The sequence below is a fragment of the Paenibacillus sp. FSL R5-0928 genome (assembly GCF_037970385.1).
In the GTDB taxonomy this organism is placed as follows: domain Bacteria; phylum Bacillota; class Bacilli; order Paenibacillales; family Paenibacillaceae; genus Paenibacillus_AQ; species Paenibacillus_AQ odorifer.
Window position 1 is genome coordinate 5,781,473 of the sequence record NZ_CP150225.1, and the last position, 22,245, is coordinate 5,803,717.

The 22,245-nt window shown below is 44.0% G+C and carries 15 protein-coding genes and 1 other annotated feature; of the genes, 5 read left to right on the forward strand and 10 right to left on the reverse strand.

The features are described 5' to 3' along the window. Positions 1 to 15 precede the first annotated feature (15 nt). Positions 16 to 876, reverse strand: coding sequence for a glycosyltransferase family 2 protein (locus tag MKZ16_RS26180; protein WP_076099423.1), 861 nt, complete (start codon positions 874 to 876; stop codon positions 16 to 18). A gap of 136 nt (positions 877 to 1,012) precedes the next feature. Here MKZ16_RS26180 and MKZ16_RS26185 point away from each other — a divergent pair, with 136 nt between their 5' ends. After that, a complete protein-coding gene (locus tag MKZ16_RS26185; RefSeq protein ID WP_076106023.1) occupies positions 1,013 to 2,539 on the forward strand; it encodes a glycosyltransferase in 1,527 nt (508 codons plus the stop codon). Between the two features lie 280 nt (positions 2,540 to 2,819). On the opposite strand, the gene MKZ16_RS26190 is transcribed toward MKZ16_RS26185, so the two are convergent. Beyond that, complete coding sequence (locus MKZ16_RS26190; RefSeq protein WP_339814926.1) at positions 2,820 to 3,854, reverse strand: hypothetical protein; 1,035 nt, start codon at positions 3,852 to 3,854, stop codon at positions 2,820 to 2,822. A gap of 493 nt (positions 3,855 to 4,347) precedes the next feature. Beyond that, the gene (locus MKZ16_RS26195; RefSeq protein WP_076101005.1) at positions 4,348 to 4,701 is read right to left on the reverse strand and encodes a hypothetical protein; all 354 of its coding nucleotides are present in this window, start codon (positions 4,699 to 4,701) and stop codon (positions 4,348 to 4,350) included. 272 nt (positions 4,702 to 4,973) lie between these two features. Next, positions 4,974 to 5,192 (forward strand) — a binding site (T-box leader). Positions 5,193 to 5,232: 40 nt separating this feature from the next. Here MKZ16_RS26195 and argS point away from each other — a divergent pair. Continuing rightward, positions 5,233 to 7,098 carry an arginine--tRNA ligase gene (gene argS / locus MKZ16_RS26200; RefSeq protein ID WP_076106961.1) on the forward strand — a complete coding sequence of 622 codons (1,866 nt, stop codon included), beginning with the start codon at positions 5,233 to 5,235 and terminating at the stop codon, positions 7,096 to 7,098. Between the two features lie 60 nt (positions 7,099 to 7,158). Here the strand turns inward: argS and MKZ16_RS26205 are convergent, their stop codons facing one another. From MKZ16_RS26205 to MKZ16_RS26235, 7 genes are all read right to left on the reverse strand, one after another. Then, positions 7,159 to 10,503, reverse strand: coding sequence for a cellobiose phosphorylase (locus MKZ16_RS26205; RefSeq protein WP_076106598.1), 3,345 nt, complete (start codon positions 10,501 to 10,503; stop codon positions 7,159 to 7,161). Between the two features lie 46 nt (positions 10,504 to 10,549). Then, complete coding sequence (bglX, locus tag MKZ16_RS26210; protein ID WP_076106596.1) at positions 10,550 to 12,718, reverse strand: beta-glucosidase BglX; 2,169 nt, start codon at positions 12,716 to 12,718, stop codon at positions 10,550 to 10,552. A 109-nt stretch (positions 12,719 to 12,827) separates the two neighbouring features. Next, positions 12,828 to 14,432 (reverse strand): extracellular solute-binding protein, encoded by a 1,605-nt coding sequence (locus tag MKZ16_RS26215; RefSeq protein ID WP_038573076.1) that lies wholly within the window; start codon positions 14,430 to 14,432, stop codon positions 12,828 to 12,830. Between the two features lie 57 nt (positions 14,433 to 14,489). Next, complete coding sequence (locus MKZ16_RS26220; RefSeq protein WP_036686985.1) at positions 14,490 to 15,389, reverse strand: carbohydrate ABC transporter permease; 900 nt, start codon at positions 15,387 to 15,389, stop codon at positions 14,490 to 14,492. Between the two features lie 17 nt (positions 15,390 to 15,406). After that, on the reverse strand, positions 15,407 to 16,330 hold the full coding sequence (locus MKZ16_RS26225) for an ABC transporter permease subunit (RefSeq protein ID WP_036687012.1): 924 nt from the start codon (positions 16,328 to 16,330) through the stop codon (positions 15,407 to 15,409). Positions 16,331 to 16,392: 62 nt separating this feature from the next. Next, the gene (locus MKZ16_RS26230; protein ID WP_076106595.1) at positions 16,393 to 17,142 is read right to left on the reverse strand and encodes an alpha/beta hydrolase family protein; all 750 of its coding nucleotides are present in this window, start codon (positions 17,140 to 17,142) and stop codon (positions 16,393 to 16,395) included. Between the two features lie 24 nt (positions 17,143 to 17,166). Further along, positions 17,167 to 18,180 (reverse strand): LacI family DNA-binding transcriptional regulator, encoded by a 1,014-nt coding sequence (locus MKZ16_RS26235; RefSeq protein WP_036686978.1) that lies wholly within the window; start codon positions 18,178 to 18,180, stop codon positions 17,167 to 17,169. A 444-nt stretch (positions 18,181 to 18,624) separates the two neighbouring features. Between MKZ16_RS26235 and MKZ16_RS26240 the strand changes: the two genes are divergently transcribed. The 3 genes from MKZ16_RS26240 (at position 18,625) to MKZ16_RS26250 (ending at position 22,084) form a co-directional block, all read left to right on the forward strand. Then, positions 18,625 to 19,533 (forward strand): serine hydrolase, encoded by a 909-nt coding sequence (locus MKZ16_RS26240; RefSeq protein WP_076106592.1) that lies wholly within the window; start codon positions 18,625 to 18,627, stop codon positions 19,531 to 19,533. Positions 19,534 to 20,891: 1,358 nt separating this feature from the next. Beyond that, positions 20,892 to 21,209 carry a transposase gene (locus MKZ16_RS26245; protein WP_036683594.1) on the forward strand — a complete coding sequence of 106 codons (318 nt, stop codon included), beginning with the start codon at positions 20,892 to 20,894 and terminating at the stop codon, positions 21,207 to 21,209. Positions 21,210 to 21,220: 11 nt separating this feature from the next. Next, positions 21,221 to 22,084: an IS3 family transposase gene (locus MKZ16_RS26250; RefSeq protein ID WP_339815975.1), complete on the forward strand. Its 864-nt coding sequence runs from the start codon at positions 21,221 to 21,223 to the stop codon at positions 22,082 to 22,084. Positions 22,085 to 22,245: the final 161 nt, after the last annotated feature.

The window sequence follows — 22,245 nt, forward strand, 5'->3', positions numbered from 1 at the left end:
CTAAGATAGGAGTTTCTATAAGGTGGTTAATATCATTTCAATTCGCTTGATATCATTAAAAAATTGATGATGATCTTTTACACGATTAAGATAAGAATGGAGGGCAGCTTTATATAAATCATTTGTCTCTAGAAATCCATCATCTCTAGCGGCGATAATAATATCCAACCATTCAGAGAATACATTAGGACCAAGTGTTTGATTATTTTGATTAGGATGTATGCGGAAATAGCTTAGAGGTTCTGGAATATACACTGCTTTTCCTTTGGATAGTAAGTTTAACCAAGAGGCTAAATCATTGAGAAGAGAATACTGTTTTCCTGAATACACTCCAAATCGATCGATAAGATCGGCTTTTTTGAATAATACCGTTGTAGGTTCACCTATTACATTTAAGCAACGACTTAATGCAATATTTGCAAGCTGCTTACCGTCCATGATCCTTGTTTCTTGATATAACCTATTCGTTGCATAGAGAGGAGGGATAATTACACCTGATTCATTAATCGTTTGTCGGTATGAGGTAACCAGCGTAATGTTTTCAAATTCTCGAAAATAGCAGATCATCTTTGCAATTTTTTCTTTATGAAATACATCATCATCCATTAAGTAATTGATATATTCCCCGGATGCCAAGTTATAGCACTTATGCCAATTTTCAAGAAAAAGATTTTTTTCATTTTTGAAATATTTTATTTGAGGAAACGCATTTAAATAGGGAACTAGCATCTCTTGTACATTATTATTCGAGCTATCATCACAGATGACGATTTCTATATTCGGATAGGTCTGTTCGAGTACACTATCAATGGCGATTTGAAGCGTATGCGGTCGGTTATAAGCAGGTATTACTACACTCACTAAAGGGTATTTCACATGAATCCACCTTTCTAATTCGGCAATGTGGATTTTTTTCATTTGCTAACATACACATAAACACTCCCATATATATATTAATGAGGCATCGAAATGATGATAAAAATGTCTTCACAACTAGTAAAGGGGAATGTTCATGTCACTCGATTTCACTCCATTATTGACAGCTCATCTTTTTGTAGCTGATACGGTGTTAAAGAAAGAGCTTGAAAGGTTTGTAGAGAGAATGGAAGAAAGCCATATTACCGTAAATCAGTATGCAGCAGGCCATCCTTTACAAGAGACTTTTTTCCAAGGACCTCACATCTATATTTCTTTGGGTGAGGGTTGGGGCGCGTTTAGTGCTCTTATTGAATTGCCTAAGCATGAAAAAAAACGCTGGTTGCACTTTCATTCACCTAACGAAATTCAGCCTGAACATTTATTTTTCTGCTGGCTCAAAGCTACAGACCCTCTCCCAGAGAATCGGATGATTCCTCCAACTCGTTTTTCATCAGGCACACCCTTAATATCCGTATTTACTGCCGCCTACAGATCCAAAGAGAAAATTGATCGGCCTTATCAATCCTTATTGAAACAGACATATACAAATTGGGAATGGGTAATCGTAGATGATTCCGGTGATGATGATGAGACATATAGACAATATTTACTTCCACTAAATGACTATCGTGTTCGCAGATATCGTCAAGACTCACGTAATGGTTATATCGGGGCAAATAAAAGGTATGCTGCAGGGCTATGCAGAGGAGAAATATTAGTAGAAGTCGATCATGATGATGAGCTGACAGCTGAATGCCTTGAGAAAATCGTCAGTGCGTTTAAGCAAAATCCAGATTGTGGATTTGTATATGGGGATTGTGCCGAGGTGTTTGCAGAAAGTAACTATGCGCATTGGTACGGTTGGGACTGCGGCTTTGGTTACAGTATTCATTACCGGGTCTGGCTGCATGACATGAACCGCTGGCAAAATGCTCAGAAACATACAACTATTAACGGGAAGACCATTTCTCACCTTGTCGGTTTGCCTAATCACCCTCGTGCTTGGACAAGAGATTGCTACCATCTAATCGGAGGACATCGAGATGAATTATTGGTAGCAGATGATTACGACATGCTGGTACGTACATTTCTTTGTACTAAAATTGTACAGATCCCTGATTTGTTATACATCCAATATCGCAATGAACATGGGAATAATACCACTTTTTTAAGGAATAAACAGATTCAAATTCTGGTTCGGCAATTAATGAGAGCATACAATCAAAGAATTACAATGAGATTAATCGAGCTTGATTTACCGGAAAAAATACCGTATAACCGCATATGGGAGACCTCCGTTAATGATCCTGCCCGGAAATCTGCGCATGTGATTCATGAGGATTCTTCCCGTTACTCAATACTGTTTCCGATTCCATATAGTTGTCCTAAAGAGCACATCCAATTAATGAAAACACTCCAAAGGGCTGTTGAAAACAATTTTAAGAACACAGAGATAGTGGTTGTTGGAAGAATTCCGGAGGAAGTTGAAATCTATGCCTCTAAAGCTCCTACCGGTGCCATACGATGGTGGCCGATGCAGCAAAAGGATTCACTCGAAACTTGTATACAATATGCCAAATACATTGCTTCGTGTAAGGAAAAGGTGGTTGTATTACCGTAAGCCGGAGCCTGTGTTTGGCGATATAAAGAATAACCGTGGTTTTAAGAGATCCCTACTTCATCGCTTACCAAAAGTAAGTATAGAGGTCGGGTGGCTTTCTCTTGCCCACAATCTACTAAAGAAGGCTTCAGTGAACGCAAAAAAAAACACGAAGGAGCTAAGCATCTACAAACCGCTTAGCTCCTTCGTCCATTCGTATTTCAGTAATGTTTGGCACTTAGGTTATTCCAAAGATACTTTTGGGACAGCCCCATTAAAGTACACCATTAACTTGAATCCCTCAGGATCTATTATAACACTGTAGGTCCTTGTGGTCCTTGATCACCTTGTGGTCCTTGTACGCCTTGAGGTCCTTGAGGTCCTTGATCTCCTTGTGGTCCTTGTACGCCTTGAGGCCCTTGATCTCCTTGTGGTCCTTGATCTCCTTGTGGTCCTTGTACGCCTTGAGGCCCTTGATCACCTTGTGGTCCTTGTACGCCTTGAGGTCCTTGATCTCCTTGTGGTCCTTGATCACCTTGCGGTCCTTGTACGCCTTGAGGTCCTTGATCACCTTGTGGTCCTTGATCACCTTGTGGTCCTTGTACGCCTTGAGGCCCTTGATCTCCTTGTGGTCCTTGATCACCTTGTGGTCCTTGATCACCTTGTGGTCCTTGATCACCTTGTGGTCCTTGTACGCCTTGAGGTCCTTGATCACCTTGTGGTCCTTGATCACCTTGCAGTCCTTGTACGCCTTGAGGTCCTTGATCACCTTGTGGTCCTTGATCACCTTGCGGTCCTTGATCACCTTGTGGTCCTTGTACGCCTTGAGGTCCTTGATCACCTTGCGGTCCTTGATCACCTTGCGGTCCTTGATCACCCTGTGGTCCTTGATCTCCCTGTGGTCCTTGAACACCCTGTGGTCCTTGATCTCCCTGTGGTCCTTGATCACCTTGTGGTCCTTGTACGCCTTGAGGTCCTTGGTCACCTTGCGGTCCTTGGTCTCCTTGCGGTCCTTGATCACCTTGTGGTCCTTGTACGCCTTGAGGTCCTTGATCACCTTGTGGTCCTTGTACGCCTTGAGGTCCTTGATCACCCTGTGGTCCTTGATCACCCTGTGGTCCTTGATCACCTTGCGGTCCTTGTACGCCTTGAGGTCCTTGATCACCTTGTGGTCCTTGGTCCCCTTGAGGTCCAGTATCACCCTGAGGGCCTTGAACACCTTGCGGCCCTTGATCACCTTGCGGTCCTTGTACGCCTTGAGGTCCTTGATCACCTTGCGGTCCTTGGTCCCCTTGAGGCCCTTGAGGTCCTTGGTCTCCTTGCGGTCCAGTATCACCCTGAGGGCCTGCGATCTCGGTTCCTAAAAGTTCATCAGAGACTAATCGATGGGCAGGCACGAATTCCCCAGCAGCATTTTTACCCCATACAGAAATTTGTGTTTCATTCTCAGCTGGTCCACTTATGGTAAAGACAAACTCTATTGCATCGAAATTAGCGAAATAGCTTCTAGATAATACTTCATTAGGACCTATGGTTACTAATTCTTGTACATATAATATTCTGGTACCATTTAAATGAAAGCCCTCGATAACAACATTAGAAAAATTTACAGGATCACGATTATCCAGTTTGATTAACACGGTTTGAGTGGACCTAACACCACTAACCGGATCATTAGCAATAGGTCCTGTTGATAGTACTGCCATTACGGCACTCCCTCCTTTCTGGAAAATACAGTTAATCAAGATTTCTTGTTAAACTGCTCTTTTTTATAATATGTTTCAACTATCTATTAAGAATGTGGTTATTACCCTGCATATATGTTGAATTTATGTTTCTGACTGCTCCTCTGCAACAACTCGTTGAACATCGATAATTGCACCACTTTCGTTTCTCCCCCAAACTGAAATCTCAGTGCTTATTTCAGCAAAACCGTCTGTGGTGAACACGAATTCATATGCATCAAAGTCTGCTCCAAAATTTCTCGTAATAACTTCATTGGGTGCAATAGATATTTCTTCTAGTACGTAGAGTGTTCTGAGACTGTTTAATTTGTAACCTTGAATATGAACAGAAGAAAAATTGATAGAATCACGGTTTACAATTTTGATAATAACCGTTTTAATTGTTCTGACACCACTAACAGGATCATTTGCAATGGGTCCTGTTGATAATACTGCCATTGAGCTATTCCCTCCTTTATTAAGTATTTTTCAAAAATTCAGATTAAAAAAATACAAAATTTAAAATTGGGAAAAGGTTAATAATTCCCCTTGTATTGTATTAATGATTGGTTTCATTTGATTGTTTGAATGCCCAAAAATTTTATATTGATTTAGCTATGATTTGATAGTTTTTGAGACTTCTAAATCCCTGCAAGATGCTCAAGGAAATTGGGATTAGCTCCACCACCCTTGCTTTTTTCGAAATATTAGTTATACTGATAAAAATTATTCAAGCATCGATGAGCGGGAGAGTAGTTAACGAGATCTAGTCCTCAGCGAGCCGGGAGAGTGTAAGCCGGTACAGATCCCTTTAATGAAGCGCACCCGTGAGATGGACTTCTGAACCTTAGTAGGAAGTCCCGGCTGAAGGCCGTTATCCCGTAAGGTGGCTGAACAACTTGTTCAGCAACGAGAGTGGTACCGCGAGCGCTAAAGCCCTCGTCTCTTTTGAGACGAGGGCTTTTTTGTATTTTCAAAGGAGGGTATACCATGTTAGATCAAATCATCAAAGACGGAATCAAGCACAGTGTACACCGTGTATTCAATACTTTAGGAGCTGACTATCCAGAGGACATTGCCATTCTGATCGAACAGCCAGCAAATCTAGAACATGGTGATTATTCATGTAATATCGCTATGCAGCTAGCCAAAACTCTACGTAAATCCCCAATGGTCATAGCAGAATTAGTGAAAGCAGAACTTCAATTCAAAGGGCGTTTCGCCGGTCTATTGCAAAAAGTTGAAGTCGCTGCTCCCGGATTTATCAATTTGTATATGAATTGGCAAAGCTGGGCTGAACATTCCTTTGAACTGCCTGCCAGCACTGGGGAAAAAGTCATCATCGAGCACACTTCTATCAACCCCAACAAAGCCGCTCATGTAGGTCATCTAAGAAACGCCTGTATTGGCGATACTCTAGTCAGAATTATGAAAAGAACTGGGTATAACGTAGAGGTCCATAACTACATTGATGATCTCGGCAATCAGCTGGCGGATACAGTTGTTGGATTATTAAATATACCTTTAGAAGGGGAACATCAACGTTTCGGTGATTTTTGCTGGGATCTTTATGCCAAAGTGAACAAAGAATATGCGCTGAACCCTGAGATGACACACAAGCGCACAGATATACTGCACTCCCTTGAACAAGGTGGCGGCAATGAAGCCTGGCTGGGCAACCTTGTAGCTGAACGTATCGTTAGAGAGCATGTAGAGGAAATGAAACATTTTGGGATTTATTATGATTTGCTGGTATGGGAGAGCAGTATTTTAAAAGAGGGATTTTGGGCAGCCGCAGCTGAGCTACTGAAGCAGACAGCCGTTTTTGTACAAGAGACTGAAGGTAAACTCGCAGGCTGCTGGGTGCTGAAGCAAGGAACAGAGGCTAACATTGGAGCGGATTCAGAGGAGCATCATCTCGATAAGGTGCTGGTGCGTTCGAATGGGATTTTAACGTATACAGCCAAAGATATTGCCTATCATCTCTGGAAATTTGGTCTTTTAACCAAAGATTTCTCCTATAGCGAATTCTCGTCCGGTTTATGGACAACAGGATTAACTGGAACCCAAGAGTCTTATGGGCAGGCGGACAGAGTCATCAATGTGATTGATTACAGACAGGAATATCCACAACAGATGGTTAAGCAAGCCTTAGGGGCACTAGGTTATAACGAGCAAGCAGACAAACTCCATCATGTGAGTTATGGTGTTGTATCTCTTAGTCCCGCCTCGGCTGCCGAGCTGGGTATAGATATTTCAGAAGGCAAATCTTCTTATGCTATGTCCGGACGACAGGGAATCGGGATTAAGGTAAGCGATCTGGTGGAACTCATGGAACAGAACATCGAACACTCACGTTCCGATAAAGACGGCCTCTCCAGCCGAATGATTGCCACTGCTGCGATTCGCTACTATCTGCTACGGTTTAATTTAGGAACGGAAATCGTGTTTGATTTCAAACAGGCTACCGAAATATCCGGCAATACCGGAGTTTATCTGATGTATACTTTTGCGCGTGCGACAAGCGTTTTGAGTAAAGCTACGATCCCAATCCTTACAGCTGCCGCACAGCTTCAGTTCCCTTCCAAATTGGAAAAAGCAGAGCTTGCGCTGCTAAGACAGCTAAGCCTCTGGCCGGAGATATTACATTCAGCAAGTATAGAGTTAACGCCAAATACGCTCTGCACTTACGCCCATACCCTAGCTACCCTGTTCAACAACTTCTATTCTGTATGTCTAATTCTAAAAGGCGATTCAGCCACGATCGAATTCCGCCTCTGGCTCACTTCAAGATTCAAGGACATCTTGGGAGATGTGCTCGAAGTGCTTGGGTTACCGACACCGAGCCGAATGTAAAAAACACAAAAAAAGGGCAATCTCCGCGTTAACGCGGAGATTGCCCTTCTATATATAATGTTACTTATAAATCTCTATCACATTTCCAGCTTCCGTGCTGAGACGGTCAAAGTCCGCACGCTTGATGCGAACACCACCGCTACGATAGCGGTTAGGTGTACCTTCTGTTTGCACTTCCGTACCGTTGATAGTAATTCGACTGATCTCACGACCTGTAAGATGATAGATAAAATCTACCTTAGTGCCTGCATATTCAAAGCTAAAGTGCATTCCATCCAGCGATTCCGGCAGAATCGGGTCAACAATTAAGTCTCCACCTTCCGTACGGATCCCCAGTGCATTCGAGATTAACTGGTTCATATAGATCCCAGGACCGCTGGAATAGATTCTCCAGCCACCTTTAACAGCTACGTCACCATTGCGCAGTTTATCGAAATTCTCCTGTGCCTCATAACGGGTGTTAAATTTACCATCCGAGCTACTGAAATAGGAGTTAGCTTGACGTAGTTCAGCGTTTGGCACCACATCGCGGATTCCGATCGGATTAATCGCTGCCAGACCCTTCCAGACCTGATCGGTTTTACCGAGCTTGGCCATAGCCTCTACATAACGGATATGTGCATGCACATACTGAAGTCCAATTTCCCGGCCAAAGTTAGCCGCTTGCTCCGCACGTTTGAAATGAGTGCTGACCCCGCCAACATATTGAGCTGGACGATTCATCAGACGTACACCGTCAGGGCAGAATAGTTTATCCTGAATGACATCATAGTGTGCTTCGGCCTGTTCCGGAGTAAGCAGCTCACTGATCATACTGCGCGTCATTGGCAGCAGACGGTACTGGATACCTGTTTCTGTGTCACTTGGGTGCACCATAAGCTTAATCTGCTCAGGGTCCTCCATATACAGGAAGCCAGGAATCACTTCGGATTGAAGCATATGAGTATGGAAATCCTTACGGATTCCTTCCACCATCGCCTTCAGTTCCTCTGCCTCAGCTTGATCAACTGAACGAAGTACCTCTGAGAACTGATTAAGTGTCTGATAGGTAAGCGCCACTGTCCAGCTGCTAACCATATACTGCTTCAGCTGTGGATTTGCAGGCTGGAGTGTATCATCCCAGTCTCCATCACCGTAAGAAGACAGATGTGTGTCATGCAGGAAATGATCCTTAATATAAGCAATTTCCTTCCGCGCATGATCCAGCAACGTCGCTTTTTCTTCTGTAAAGTCAAAGCTGTGCTTACGGGTATACGGCACTGTTGCTCCCAAGATGCTGTAATCCTGAGTTACTGCCAAGTAGTCTCCAAGCACCTTAAGCGGCCACACAATAATATCTCCATGGCTCTCTTCTTGTTGTATCTTCGTGTATTTATCAAACATGAACCATTGTGGCCAGTTGCCATCATCTTCATATTGATGACTATACAGCGTCAGCAAAATTTCACGAACCTGTTCGTATTTTTGCGTAGCCATGAAATATTCCACAGGTCCCTGACATACATCCCGTGTTCCCCAAGCAGCGCCACCATATTGCTCTAAACCATGTGGAACCGAATAGTGAACCAGCATGTTATGTGTGTACCACCAAGTCAGAGCATTAACCTTAAACAGTTCACCTTCTGTTCCGTCCCCAAGCGTCAGGCGGAAGCCATTCATCACACCAGCATAAAATGCGCGATAAGCAGAAATCTCTTCCTCAGCTGAACGATTTCTTGGAGCAAGTGACTTACCATCCAGAAGGCCTTGAATATTCAAGGTCCATTCACTGCTGGCAGACAGCTCCAGTACTGCTAACGGTGCTTCAGTTGGTTGAACAGGAGAGACAAGTCTACCTTCATCCTGCAGAGTTAACTCCGCACCCTGTACCTGTAATTTATACTGTAAGTCAGGATATTCACCAGCACTTAGTGCGCTTCTGTCAGCCGAGAAGATTACTGCTCCACCTTCTTGCTTAGATTGATATGGAAGCTCGTATTCGTTAACGTTCATGGTGATTTGATTAGTGACTAAATAACGATAAGCTCGTCCGCTTTCCGAACGCACATTCAGGAATATCTCTGGCGAATCTTCGGTGGTGTAGTTCGTAATAATGAAGCATTCACCATCTGTTCTGTAATACCAACGAGCATAGTTGAAACCAACCTCAAATAGAGAAGGCATGGTCAGCAAACGATATTCACCGTTCCACTCTACATAAATGCGTTGTCCTGAAGCTTTTGGAATGTTAAGCGCATTTCTTGGATTGGACATTAGCTTGTTAAAATTGGTATTTCCAATTACCACCTGGGAGTTAAAGATCCCGTACATATATGAAGTTGTTGTGATGACCTTATCATTAAGCCGAGCGTTATCCCCACTCATCAGGATATGGCCGTGTGGCCGTTCTACGCGCATTTCTTTCTCTTTTAATACTACGTGCTCATAATTCTCCGTGAAAAAGGAAAGTAGTGTGTCTCCTTCTCTCTCCTCCTGATAACGAACCGGAAACAAGACCTCGATCTCTTTCTCTGTCAGCGAATCTGCAGCCAGCGGTGCTCCCAGCTCCTTCGAGAAGAAAGAACGTTCAAGTGCTGCTTCAGCTTCTAAAGGTAAATCTTTAACAGCATCCCAAGCCGCAGCAATATCATTAGCAAATTCTAACGCAGTGATCGCTTCTGGATGATCTTGCTTAAACAATCCGTAGAACACAAACCGTGTTTCCCCGCTCAGCTTCACCCGTTCCGATTGCAGCGCAGTATATGCGAATTCATATTGATAGATTTCATTACTTAATTGCTCACGACCCAAGCTCTCTGGTTGGTTGGTTTCTTTATAGGACAGTCCAAAGAATTGAAAACCATCTGTTGAGAAGCTCGTTGCCTTGGTAAGTGAACCCTGTTGCAGATATGGGAATTTCCCGCCCTGCGGCTGATTCTGTCTAGAGCAAACAACGTACCCGTTAGATTGATCCTCAAATACCGCATGATCGATATACTGTGACAGGTAAGCTTCATTACTGCGGACAGCGGCGATATCAGCAATCCCTACATCCTGTCCGTACACGAGATCTACCTCTGCATTTTGTCCAGTAAGCTTCACATCCCAGAACCAAGTTCCTCCTGCAGTAGGGGTGAAAATAACTTGATATTCTATATTTTCAGCAGTACCTTCCCAAACCAAACGGTTTCCAGCCTTACGTACAGTGCTTGAAGAATGAATGCCAAGCAAAGGAATGGCTTGAATGTTTCCATCATTGTGCACTCGCAAATATAGATTGGATAATGAGCCGTCCACAATGCTTGGCAGCAATTGATTGATCATTGTCCGTTCGTAAAGGACTTGGAACAAGTCCCCGCTGTTTGTAAAAGTGAAGGATAGATCCCCGGCGTTTAAACGGATGTTAGTATTCAAATTAGTAGTCATATTTTACACTTCCTCCATTACGGCGTTACTGCCGTATATATTCTACTTATGCTAATGTTAAGCAAAAATCCCGTTCTTTAACCTCATTGCTGTTCGAACCGACGAATAATTTAAATCGTCCCGGATCACTGCTAAAGCTTAGATCGCTATGATAATAACGAAGCTGCTGTTCGGTAAGGGTAAAGATCACTTCACGACTTTCCCCTGGTGAGAGGTTGATTTTGGCAAAATCCTTCAGTTCCTTCATTGGTCTGACGACCTCTCCGGAAATGTCTCGGATATACAGCTGCACTACCTCTTCCCCATCTACTTCTCCAGTATTGGTCACCGTAACTTTTATTTCAATAGGCTGATTTTCAGTCATGATTTCACCGGACAGAATTGGTTCACTATAGCTAAATGTCGTATAGCTTAGTCCAAAACCAAATGGCAAAAGCGGCTCATTAGGAATATCCAGATATTGCGAGACATAACGTTTGTCGGCACCCGGAGCATGAAGTGGGCGTCCAGTGTTGAAATGATTGTAATAGACTGGAATCTGCCCAACGGATACCGGGAAAGACATCGTTAATCTTCCTGAAGGATTCTCATCTCCATAAAGTAGGCTGGCAATTGCCGCTCCGCCTTCACTGCCTGGGAACCAGGCTTCCAGAATAGCATCTGCATGCTCGTACACACCGGCCAAGTCTAGTGGACGTCCATTAAACAACACCACCACGATAGGCTTATTCAGCTGTTTCAGACGTTGTAAAAGCTCAAGCTGCGCTTCCGGCAAACGGATATCTGAACGGCTGCCCGCTTCTCCACTCATCTCTGAATGTTCACCAAGCGCCAGTACAATCACATCAGCTTGCTTAGCAGCCGCTTCCGCCTCCAGCCACTGTTCCTCTGTAAAGCTATCGACTCCAGAACCTTCTGCAACAGTAATCTTACCCGCACCTGCGCGAGCTTGAAGTGCCGGTGCAAGACGGCTTGCTTCTTCCGTTGAACCCAACCAGGACCACGGTCCAAGAATATCTCCGCTAGTAGCAAACGGTCCAATTAGCGCAATCCGTTGCTCTGCAGCGAGCGGCAGAACCTGATCATTCTTGAGCAGTACGCAGGATTTAGCCGCCAACTCACGCGCCGCATTTCGATGATCTTCACAGAAGATTACCTCACGCTCTTTCTCGACGTCAGCTCCGCGGAACGGATGCTCGAACAAGCCCAATCTTTGCTTCAATTTCAAAATACGAAGCACAGCTTCATCAATAATCTTCTCATCTACTTGTCCATCTGCAACAAGCGCCGGAAGCTGATGAACGTAACAAGCCGTCATCATCTCGATGTCTACACCAGCTTTGATGGCTTTAAGTGCTGCCTCAGCCTCATCCTCGGCGACACCATGTGGGATCAGTTCCTTCACTGCACCCCAATCCGAAATCAATACGCCATCAAATCCCCATTCTTCACGAAGCAGCTGGCGAAGCAGCTTGACGTTGCCGCTTATCGGAATCCCATCAATCGTATTAAATGAAGTCATGACCATTTCTGCACCTTCATCCAGTGCTGCACGATAGGCCGGCAGATAATATTCACGCAGCTGCCGTTCCGATAAATCCACCGTATTATAATCGCGGCCGCCTTCGGATAGACCATAGGCAGCAAAGTGCTTAATACAAGCCGCCAGACGATCTACATCACCAGTCAAGTCACTTCCTTGAAATCCGCGCACAAACGCACGGGCAAACCTACCATTCAAATATGGATCTTCTCCTGTAGACTCCATTACTCTTCCCCAACGCGGGTCCCGTACAAGATCCGCCATTGGCGCATAAGTAACGTGCACACCGGAGACTGCCGCTTCTTTTGCCGCAATCTCGGCGCTCAGCTCTGCGCGATCCATATCCCAAGAGCAGCCAATTGCCAGCGGGACCGGAAAAATCGTCTTGAAGCCATGCACAATATCCGCCATCATCAGCAAGGGAATGCCCAATCTATTTTTGCGTAAATGGGCTTCCTGAACCGCAATGACTTGCGCTGCACCTGATAGACCAAGTACAGAGCCGCTGCTCTCGATCATGTGGTCCGTAATTCCCATGGATGCCATAGGGCCAGTGATTTGTCCTCCATCCTCTGCCCCTTCATAGAAATTAGCGGCTAGCTGCTGCAATTGTGCAATCTTTTCTTCAAGCGTCATCTGGTTCAACAAGGTAGTCAGTTGCTGCTCATTCATTTCAAATCCTCCATTGTTCAATTCTGCCGATGCCTATGAATGGAAAAACCCGTGTGCAAGAATTGCACGCGGGTCCTGTAGGTTCATTCCTACATGCATAGGGCGAAAGCTATTTTTTTAGATTGTTTAGTTCATCTAGAACCGGCTGAACGAGGGATTGTTTGCTCTTAACCCATTCTTTCCAGTTCGTCTCTAGATCGCCTGGTTTCAAAATCAGGTTAGTGTATTCTGTAGCATAGTCAAAGGAAGCCTGATTTTTAGCCTTGGAATCATACAACTGGTAATCCCAGTCATATTCAGCCGTTGCTTTGTCTTTTAAAGCAAGCTCAGCTTTTTCTTTGAACAGTTCTACAGAACGATCGCGATATTCTTTTTTGATCGCAGGGTTCACGATACTAAAGTCATCCGCCAAGACATACAGTCCTTCAAAACGGTTCGGATATTTCTTATCCAATGTTGTTCCTTCAGGGAGTAAGCTGATTAATTCGCCATTTTCGCCTTTTTTCCAATCTGTTCCTTCAAAGCCCAAGTTAACGGTCAATTGACCTTCTTTACTTGTTGTATATTCCATGAAGTCCATAATCCGTTCAAATTTCTCTTTGCTAATATCTGGCGAGAAGATTACAGCAGACCAGAAGTTAACTTGATCGAGGTTACGATATTTACCGTCATCGCCAAGTACAATAGCTGTGTGCACTAGGTCATCACTATTTACACCTAGGTTATCTTTCATTTTAACGTCCATGTCTTTTCTGTAAGAAGCCAAACCACCTAGACTCGTAATACCGGAAACACCGTTAACTGTGAACTTTTGGCCAGATTCGCCATTTTTCCAAGTATAAAACTCAGGGTGCAGCAGTCCTTCTTTATAAGTAGTTTGAAGTTCTTTCAGTGCCGCTAACGTTTCATCGTTGGCTGGACCCCATTGGTATTTGCCATCTGCATCTTTATAGAATGCCGACTCTACTCTGGAATGCACGCTATTAGCCATTACAATATTAGTCAAAGCATCGTTGATGTCATAAGAAATAGGAATGAGTTTATCTCCTACCTTGCCAGGGTCTTTCTCTTTAAGCAATCTAGCAAATTCCATCAGTTCTGTAGTAGTGTAGGCATCTTTCAATTCAAAACCAACGGCTTTAGCCCAGTCAGAACGCAGAGCAATTACTCCGATTTGGTTAATGAGCGGATCTGCCGGCTTGTTCTCAAAGTATACCGGTCTTGGCAGAACATAAGTGCCACCTACCGCTTTCTCCAATTCATCGCCAAGTCCTGTCAGCTTATAAGCGGCTGCCACATTCGGCCAACGTTCTTTCCAGTCATCTGGCAGCTTGTACAGCAGCCCTTGATCAATGTAATTAAGAGCATCACCGTGAACATAGTTCCAGCTTGCTACGTCAGGAAGATCACCGGAGTTAATCCACAGGCGCAGCTTCTCAGCCCATGAATCCCATTCAATATAGTTGTAATCCCATTTAATATTGAACTTATCCGTAAAATATTTATGATACACGTTATCAAAATCAGATTCTGTTGTCTTAATGGTGCTGGCTAACGAAATCTTCAACTCATCTTTATATCCATCTGTTGGATTGCCTGAATTTCCGCTATTAGCATTATTGTCTGAGCTTGAGCATGCTGCCAACATGATTGGAGTAAGACATAAAACACCGGCAAGGATTGACTTTACAGATTTTCTTTTTAAAATATTCATTTTGTCCTCCTTAAATTGTGTGACTGACCCTCTTTTATATGGATAAATCATAAACCACTAGGTCTTGATAGCCCCTGTAAGTACCCCTTTGGCAAAGTGCTTTTGGAGCATTGGGAAGAAACACATAATAGGAACCATGGTAACGAATACTGCCGCCATTTTCATACCCATGGAGAATGATTGTTTACCCACTGCGTCAACACTTGTGGCATTCGATGCATTCACTTGGGCTTCCATAATGATAGATCGCAACACGTTTTGCAGTGGCATCTGATCCGCTTTCCGCAGGAAGATCATGGCGTCATACCATCCATTCCAGAAGGCTACTCCGTAGAACAGTGTGATGGTAGCTACGATTGGAGCAGATAATGGCAGGACTACAGAGAACAGGATTCTCCATTCCCCAGCACCATCAAGTCGCGCAGATTCCATCAGGGACTCAGGCAGACTGCTAAAATAGTTCGACATCAGAATCAGGTTAAACGCACTGAAGCTTCCAGCCAGAATAACTGACCAAAGGTTGCCTGTCAGATGCAGATCCTTCATCACCAGATACAAAGGTACAATCCCGCCATTAAAAATCATTGTGAACAGGACAAGCATAAAAATCAGCTTTTTACCCGGGAATTTATTGCGGCTAAGGCCGTAAGCCATACTTGTCGTTAAGAACAAGCTAAGCGGGAGTCCTAAGATTAAGATCTTAAAGGTATTCCAATACCCTGTCCCGATCCGCCCATCAGCAAAGAGTGCCCGATAGGATTCCAGTGTTGGGTTCTTCGGAAATAACATCATAGGGTTATCAGCGTATTCTTTTTGCGTAGAAAAAGAAATCATAATGACATTCCAGAATGGAATAAGAATGGCCAAAGCGCCCACACTCAGAATTACGAAAATCACATAATCCATAGCGGTCATTTTTTTATGGTCTTGCATAATTGTCAGCTTTTTTTTACTCATACATTTGCACTCCTTTCTTACCGGAATAAACCGTCTCCGCCCATAAGTTTGGCAGCTCTATCTGCCAGAATCAGCAGAATCATATTAACAAGTGAACGGAACAAACTGACTGCAGTGGAGAATGAAAAGTCTGTTGAAGACTGGAACGTGATTCGGTAGATATACACATCTAGTACTTCTGAGACGTTTTTCGTTGCAGCGTTGCTCAAGTTAAAGATTTGGTCAAATCCAGATGACATCAGGCCACCGACGGAAAGGATAAACATGATCGTAATCGTCGGAAGAATGTTAGGCAGAGTAATGCGGAACATTTGCTGCAAGCGTGTGGCACCATCAATCTGTGCGGATTCATATTGGTCTGTATCAATACCAGAGATAGCGGCCATAAAGATAATGGCTCCCCAACCTGCTGATTTCCAGATATCCGTAAGATACAACATCGGAACGAACATTTTTTCAGAACCTAGGAAGTTAATGCCTGTCCCGCCAAACATTTGAATGAGGCTGTTGACCAGACCATCATAGGAAAGCACATTGATAACAACCCCGGATACTACGATCCATGACAGGAAGTTCGGAAATGTAAACACCGTCTGTAAAGCTTTTTTGTAACGATTCATGCGCAGTTCATTCAGCAGCAATGCCAATATGATTGGAAAAGGGAACTGAATAATCAGCTTACCGATGTTAATGGTTAACGTTCTCCATACGGCGTCAATAAAAGCTGGGTCACGGAACACATAGGTGAAATTCTCGAATCCGCTCCATGGGCTGCCCCAAATTCCTAAATTCGCTTTAAAATCTTTAAAAGCCAGAGATAGACCACCCATCGGCAGATAAGCGAATAGGAAAAGCCACACTAGTCCAGGAAGCACCAGAGTATAGACCATTCTGTTCTTCCAGACTTCTCTTAGGAACAGTTGGAATCTGCTGTCGTTCATTTTTTTAGCCGGTATTGCAACTTCGGATTTCAATTTGCATCTCCTCACTCTGCTTATGTCTTTTAGTTGTACAAGAAATCAAAGGTTGTCTTCAGATGTTCCTCCCAGAATCGCCATTCATGAGTTCCAGGGGTCTCAACATACTGAAATTCATAAGGGGTCGTCTCCAGGTAAGCTGCGAATTCCCGATTCATCTCCACAAACGGATCTTCCGAACCACAGCAAGTCAGAATCGAAGGCAGGTTACGTCTATCGTCGACCAATTTAGTGGCTAAAGCGTACAGATCCTGATCCGGCTTAATTTGTAAGCGTTTTCCAAAAGTACCCGCCATCTCCCTCGCCATGTCCTTGGACATTTGCGGATCGTTTAATCGTTTCTGAAGATCGGTAACCCCTGATAACGAAACCACTTTGCTGTAACGCTCGGGATAGGTAAGTCCACATTTCAGAGCGCCATACCCGCCCATCGATAAACCAGCGATATACGTCTTCTGCGGATTATCATCCAACCTCATCATTCGACCACAAAGCTCGGGAAGCTCATGGGTCACATAGTGGAAGTAGTCCAGTCCGTACTCCATGTCTGTATAATAGCTCCTGTTTACTTGCGGCATTATGACTGTACAACCATATTGACTTGCATACTGCTCAATAGTAGTCATCCTGTGCCAAGTACTGGCGTTATCACCAGCACCATGCAGCAGGTAGAGCGTTCCTCCAGACATGTTGCCTGAATCGACGGGGGAGATAATACTGATGGTCGTTGTCATTCTCAAAGTAGGAGAGCCTGTCTCAACTGTTAATAATGCCATGAGTTATCTCCTTTTCGTTCTTATTCATTTGTTTATTTTCTTGCAAGATCCCCGCTTAACCAGTACGGATTCGAATACCATATGTTTGTTTTGCGAATCACCTGTGATCAGGTCAAACAAAATTTCAACACTGGCCTTCGCCATATCCACTCCGGGTTGGCTGATCGTATCCAGAGATGGATGATAATATTCTGCCATTTCAATCCCGTCGAATCCGATAATCGAAACATCATTTGGAATTGATAAGCCCAAGGACAATAACGCCTTAGCCGCCCCAATGGCAATCGTATCTGATGCAGCAAAAACAGCAGTGATATCTTTTTTCTTATTGAGCAGACGTTTGGTAGCTGTAAAGCCAGAGCTGGGACTATATTCACAATCCTCTACCATTGAAGGGTCGTACTCAATTCCATGCTCCTCAAGCGCTTTGATATATCCCATAAGCCGCCGGTTGCCTGTTGTATTTTGCACCAGAGGAAATCTGGCCAAAAAACAGATATTGCGATGTCCTAATGAAATTAAATAGCTGACAGCCTTATAAGATTCCTGAAGATCATCAATGATCACGCTTGAAAAAACAGCAGGATCGACTTCTTTTGTAGTCGTGATGGTAGTCAGAACAAATGGAATTTTTAATTGTTTGAATTTATCTTCGGAGTGATCATACGTTCCGCCCATAAAAATTATGCCATATAGATTTTTTTCTTTTACAAGCTGTAGAGCGATATCGATCTCGTCTACTCCATCTTCTACATGCTGGATCATTAGCGGACATCCCCGCAGGTTCACCTGGCGTTCAACTTCCTTGATCATGTCTGCAAAAAACGGGTTTGAGATCCCTTTTACCATTAGCGCTATGGTATTGGATCGCGTTTTTTTCAAGTTGCTCGCATTACCATTTGGAATATAGTTATGTTCTCTAACAACCGCCATTACTTTAGCTCTAGTTGTATCGCTTACAACACCGCTATTATTGATTACTCTGGAGACTGTGGCGATACCCACGCCTGATAGCCTTGCAATATCTTTGATATTCATATTTACCTTGCTCCACTCCTATGATGAGTCCCCCCTTCACCCGATGAAAATCAGGTTGTGGAAACGCATGAAATGATGGGAAACGTTTCCCACGACATCATTTTGAGTCCTTAGCGTGTTTTTTTCGCTTACTTCGTCCATTATGAACAGGTAATTTTTATAAGTCAACTAAAAACACAAAAAAAATTGTGATTCATCACTTTTTATTTGGTTAAAATTACAATAAGTCTATAGTTACTCAATCTATAAATTAGAAATAAGTGGTATTTATATATCAAACAATAGTTTTCCTTGCTTTATTGACTTTAAAATAAGAATGGAATACCATCAATTTAGTGATTTTTATCGTTTTAACAGAAAACGTTTCCACTCATTTTTCTAGTTTTTCTTTTTGTCACTTCGCTATCCTAGCTAGGAATATCAAGAGAAAGAAGGACTCTTTTTATGTTGAACATGGCTCAATTCGCAGCTAAGGCTCGTGAACGAAACCTGAATATCTTCAATGTTCGTGTGCTTCAAAACGGAAACCTTGTGGGAAAACTGGATCTCACGGAGGATATTCGGCGCTTGCAGCATTCCGTCAGCAAGTCTTTTACTTCTATGGCAGTAGGTCTTGCCATTGATGAAGGGAAGCTGACACTGGAAACAACGCTTAAAGATGTTTTTCCGGAGTATGCCTCTCCTCTTAAACAAACACCCCCTTCCATGCAGCCCGGAGATATAACTTTGTTCGATTTGCTGCGAATGAGTACAGGGCACGACTCCCCTCCATTTTGGGCGGAAGAGAGATTAGCCTTGAAGGATAAAAATTGGGTGCAGCATTATTTATCTCTGACTTTAGACAGAGCTCCCGGAGAGAAATTTACATACAGCAGCGGAGATACCATTATGATCTCTGCAATGGTGCAAGCCCGAGTCGGGCAAACCGTAAAGGATTATCTGGTACCTCGTTTGTTTGCACCTCTGGGTATAAACAATGTGGATTGGGAAACAACACCTCAAGGGGTAACCCTTGGCTGTGCCGGACTTCAGATTAACACGGAAGAGTTAAGCCGGTTTGGACAGCTGCTTTTACAGCAAGGAAAGTGGCAGGGCCAGCAACTGATTCCCGCAGCATGGATCGATTTTGTTACACAAAAACAGATCGACAATGATGGAATCGGCGACTGGGGAGAAGGATACGGCTGCCAATTCTGGCTCTGCTCCCACGACGCTTACCGTGCCGATGGCGCTCATGGACAATTCTGTCTTGTGGTGCCGGACGCTCAAGCAGTCATTGCAATTAACAGCATGGAAGATAACATGCAGGGCATCCTGGATATCGTCTGGGAGGAAATCTGGCCGCTTCTTTAGGAGCGGTCTTTTTTATGGCTTGAGGTTAGCGTGCGCATAATGGGTAATTTACATTCTTCGGCGATTAGTACATAACACCGCCAAGTAACCAGCACTTGCTGAGACTGAGGAGGCTTGCGGACTCAGATGACGTTATTTGCTCATTTATCGCCTTTTGAGATACGTTTCGGACTCCACTGCAGCTATTCCTGAGAAAGCGGCTCTTTTGGGACACGTTTGGCACCAATAGCGACGATGGAGTCCGATAACATCGAAAATCCCACACTTTTCAGCATTTAAGGTCATCTGGGTCCGATAGCAGCTGGGTATGTGCAAATATGGTCTAGATGTTCGAAGTTTGATGTTCAACGATGATTAGTAGCTAAACACGCCCAAGCGTTCACACCAATCGATGCTCAAACCGTAAGTCCCCACCATCAAACTCGCCATGCAGTCAACAACAATAGATGCACAACACCAAGTAACCAGCATTACTCAGACCGAGGAGGCTCGCGGACTCAGATGACCTTATTTGCTCATTTATCGCCTTTTGAGCAACGTTTCGGACTCCAGTGCAGCTATTCCTGAGAAAGCGGCTCTTTTGGGGCACGTTTGATACCAATAGCGACGATGGAGTCCGATAACATCGAAAATTCCGCACTTTTCAGCATTTAAGGTCATCTGGGTCCGATAGCAGCTGGGTATGTGCAAAATAAGTAACTCAACACACCAGTAACCAGCACTTTCTGTTGCTGAGGAGGCTCGCGGACTCAGATGACCTTATTTGCTCATTTATCGCCTTTTGAGATACGTTTCGGACTCCAGCGCAGCTATTGCTGAGAAAGTGGCTCATTTGGGCACGTTTGGCATCAATAGTGACGATGGAGTCCGATACCATCGCAAATGTGGCACTTTTCAGCATTTAAGGTCATCTGGGTCCGATAGCTACTGCGTATGTGCAAATATGGTCTAGATGTTCGAAGTTTGATGTTCAACGATGATTAGTAGCTAAACACGCCCAAGCGTTCACACCAATCGATGCTCAAACCGTAAGTCCCCACCATCAAACTCGCCATGCAGTCAACAACAATAGATGCACAACACCAAGTAACCAGCATTACTCAGACCGAGGAGACTCGCGGACTCAGATGACCTTATTTGCTCATTTATCGCCTTTTGAGCAACGTTTCGGACTCCAGTGCAGCTATTCCTGAGAAAGCGGCTCTTTTGGGGCACGTTTGATACCAATAGCGATAATGGAGTCCGATAACATCGAAAATCCCACACTTTTCAGCATTTAAGGTCCTCTGTGAAGCTAGAATAAAAAGTGGACAGTAGTTAACAGACTGGCGATAATGAGTCCACGGAGGTGTGTTCACATGGGAGAACATCGACAACGGTATAACGAAGAATTTAAAAAACAGACAGTGCAGTTCATTCAAGAGCAAACAAAGACAGTGGGCGACTTGGCGGAAGAGCTCAACATCCCAAAAAGTACCCTGCATCAATGGATGAGCCAGTATCGAGAACTAAAGAATGAACCGGCAGCTAGCGTGGATCGAGTACGGGAACTCGAGGCACAGTTGAAAGAAATGAGCCGTCAACTTCAAGAAAAAGATAACAAGATTGCTGATGTGGAAGAGGAATTAGCGATCGTAAAAAAAGCAGTGCACATCTTCAGCAAACCAAGGAACTGAGATTCCAGTTTATTGAAAAACATCGCTCCGAGTTTCTCTTGGAGAAGATGTGCATGACCCTACATGTGTCACGGAGCGGGTACTACAAGTGGCGGACAGAAAAAAACAGTACGCATATGCTTCGTAAGGCTGCGATAATGAAGCGAATTCAGTATCATTTTGCAGACCATCAAAAGCGGTATGGGAGTCCGAAGATCACCCGCCTGCTACATCAAGAAGGTTATACCGTTACCGAACGCACGGTGAGTGTGTACATGCGACATATGAAGCTTCGCTCCATTGTCGCCAAAACGTATCGCGTACAGACCACCGACTCCAATCATGACCATCCGATTGCCCCAAATACGCTGAACCAGCAATTTAAAATACTCAAACCCAATTCAGTATGGGTTACCGATATTACGTACATTCCTTGCCGGGGAGGGCGCTTGTACCTGGCTAGTGTGATGGACCTTTGCACGCGCGAAATCGTGGGGTGGCGCTTGGAAAACCATATGGAAACTAGCTTGATTTCTGGCGCTTTACAAGATGCTTACGAAGCTAAACAACCGGAAAAGGGTCTATTACATCACTCCGATAGAGGTTCTCAATATACTTCTCATGAATACACGCAGCAGTTGAAAGCGTATGGCATGGAGTCCAGCATGAGCCGCAGAGGTAACTGTTATGATAACGCCTGTATCGAGTCGTGGCACAGCATTTTGAAAAAGGAGCTCATTTATTGTAATCCACGCTTCAAAACTAAGGAGCAAGCCTACCAGACACTTTTTCAATATATTGAGTTTTATTATAACCGCAAGCGAATGCATGGCGCGCTGGGGTATCTTTCTCCAGTTCGTTTTGCTGAGCAATTGACTAGAATGTCTGTTGCGTGACTGTCCACTTTCTTGACAGAGGTCCTCTGAGTCCGATAGCTGCTGCGTATGTACAAATGTGATCTAGTCGTTTGAAGTTTAATGTTCAACGATGACTCGAATTTCGACGTTTAATTCAAGAAGGAAGACAAAGGTATCCCGTGTGTGACCTCGAACTAAAA

What these genes read in the sequence shown, in the direction of transcription:
- MKZ16_RS26185 (WP_076106023.1), top strand. Translation starts at nt 1,013, where the DNA reads ATGTCACTCGATTTCACTCCATTATTGACAGCTCATCTTTTTGTAGCT.
- MKZ16_RS26195 (WP_076101005.1), bottom strand. Translation starts at nt 4,701, where the DNA reads ATGGCAGTATTATCAACAGGACCCATTGCAAATGATCCTGTTAGTGGT.
- argS (WP_076106961.1), top strand. Translation starts at nt 5,233, where the DNA reads ATGTTAGATCAAATCATCAAAGACGGAATCAAGCACAGTGTACACCGT.
- MKZ16_RS26205 (WP_076106598.1), bottom strand. Translation starts at nt 10,503, where the DNA reads ATGACTACTAATTTGAATACTAACATCCGTTTAAACGCCGGGGATCTA.
- bglX (WP_076106596.1), bottom strand. Translation starts at nt 12,718, where the DNA reads ATGAATGAGCAGCAACTGACTACCTTGTTGAACCAGATGACGCTTGAA.
- MKZ16_RS26215 (WP_038573076.1), bottom strand. Translation starts at nt 14,432, where the DNA reads ATGAATATTTTAAAAAGAAAATCTGTAAAGTCAATCCTTGCCGGTGTT.
- MKZ16_RS26220 (WP_036686985.1), bottom strand. Translation starts at nt 15,389, where the DNA reads ATGAGTAAAAAAAAGCTGACAATTATGCAAGACCATAAAAAAATGACC.
- MKZ16_RS26225 (WP_036687012.1), bottom strand. Translation starts at nt 16,330, where the DNA reads ATGAACGACAGCAGATTCCAACTGTTCCTAAGAGAAGTCTGGAAGAAC.
- MKZ16_RS26230 (WP_076106595.1), bottom strand. Translation starts at nt 17,142, where the DNA reads ATGGCATTATTAACAGTTGAGACAGGCTCTCCTACTTTGAGAATGACA.
- MKZ16_RS26235 (WP_036686978.1), bottom strand. Translation starts at nt 18,180, where the DNA reads ATGAATATCAAAGATATTGCAAGGCTATCAGGCGTGGGTATCGCCACA.
- MKZ16_RS26240 (WP_076106592.1), top strand. Translation starts at nt 18,625, where the DNA reads ATGTTGAACATGGCTCAATTCGCAGCTAAGGCTCGTGAACGAAACCTG.
- MKZ16_RS26245 (WP_036683594.1), top strand. Translation starts at nt 20,892, where the DNA reads ATGGGAGAACATCGACAACGGTATAACGAAGAATTTAAAAAACAGACA.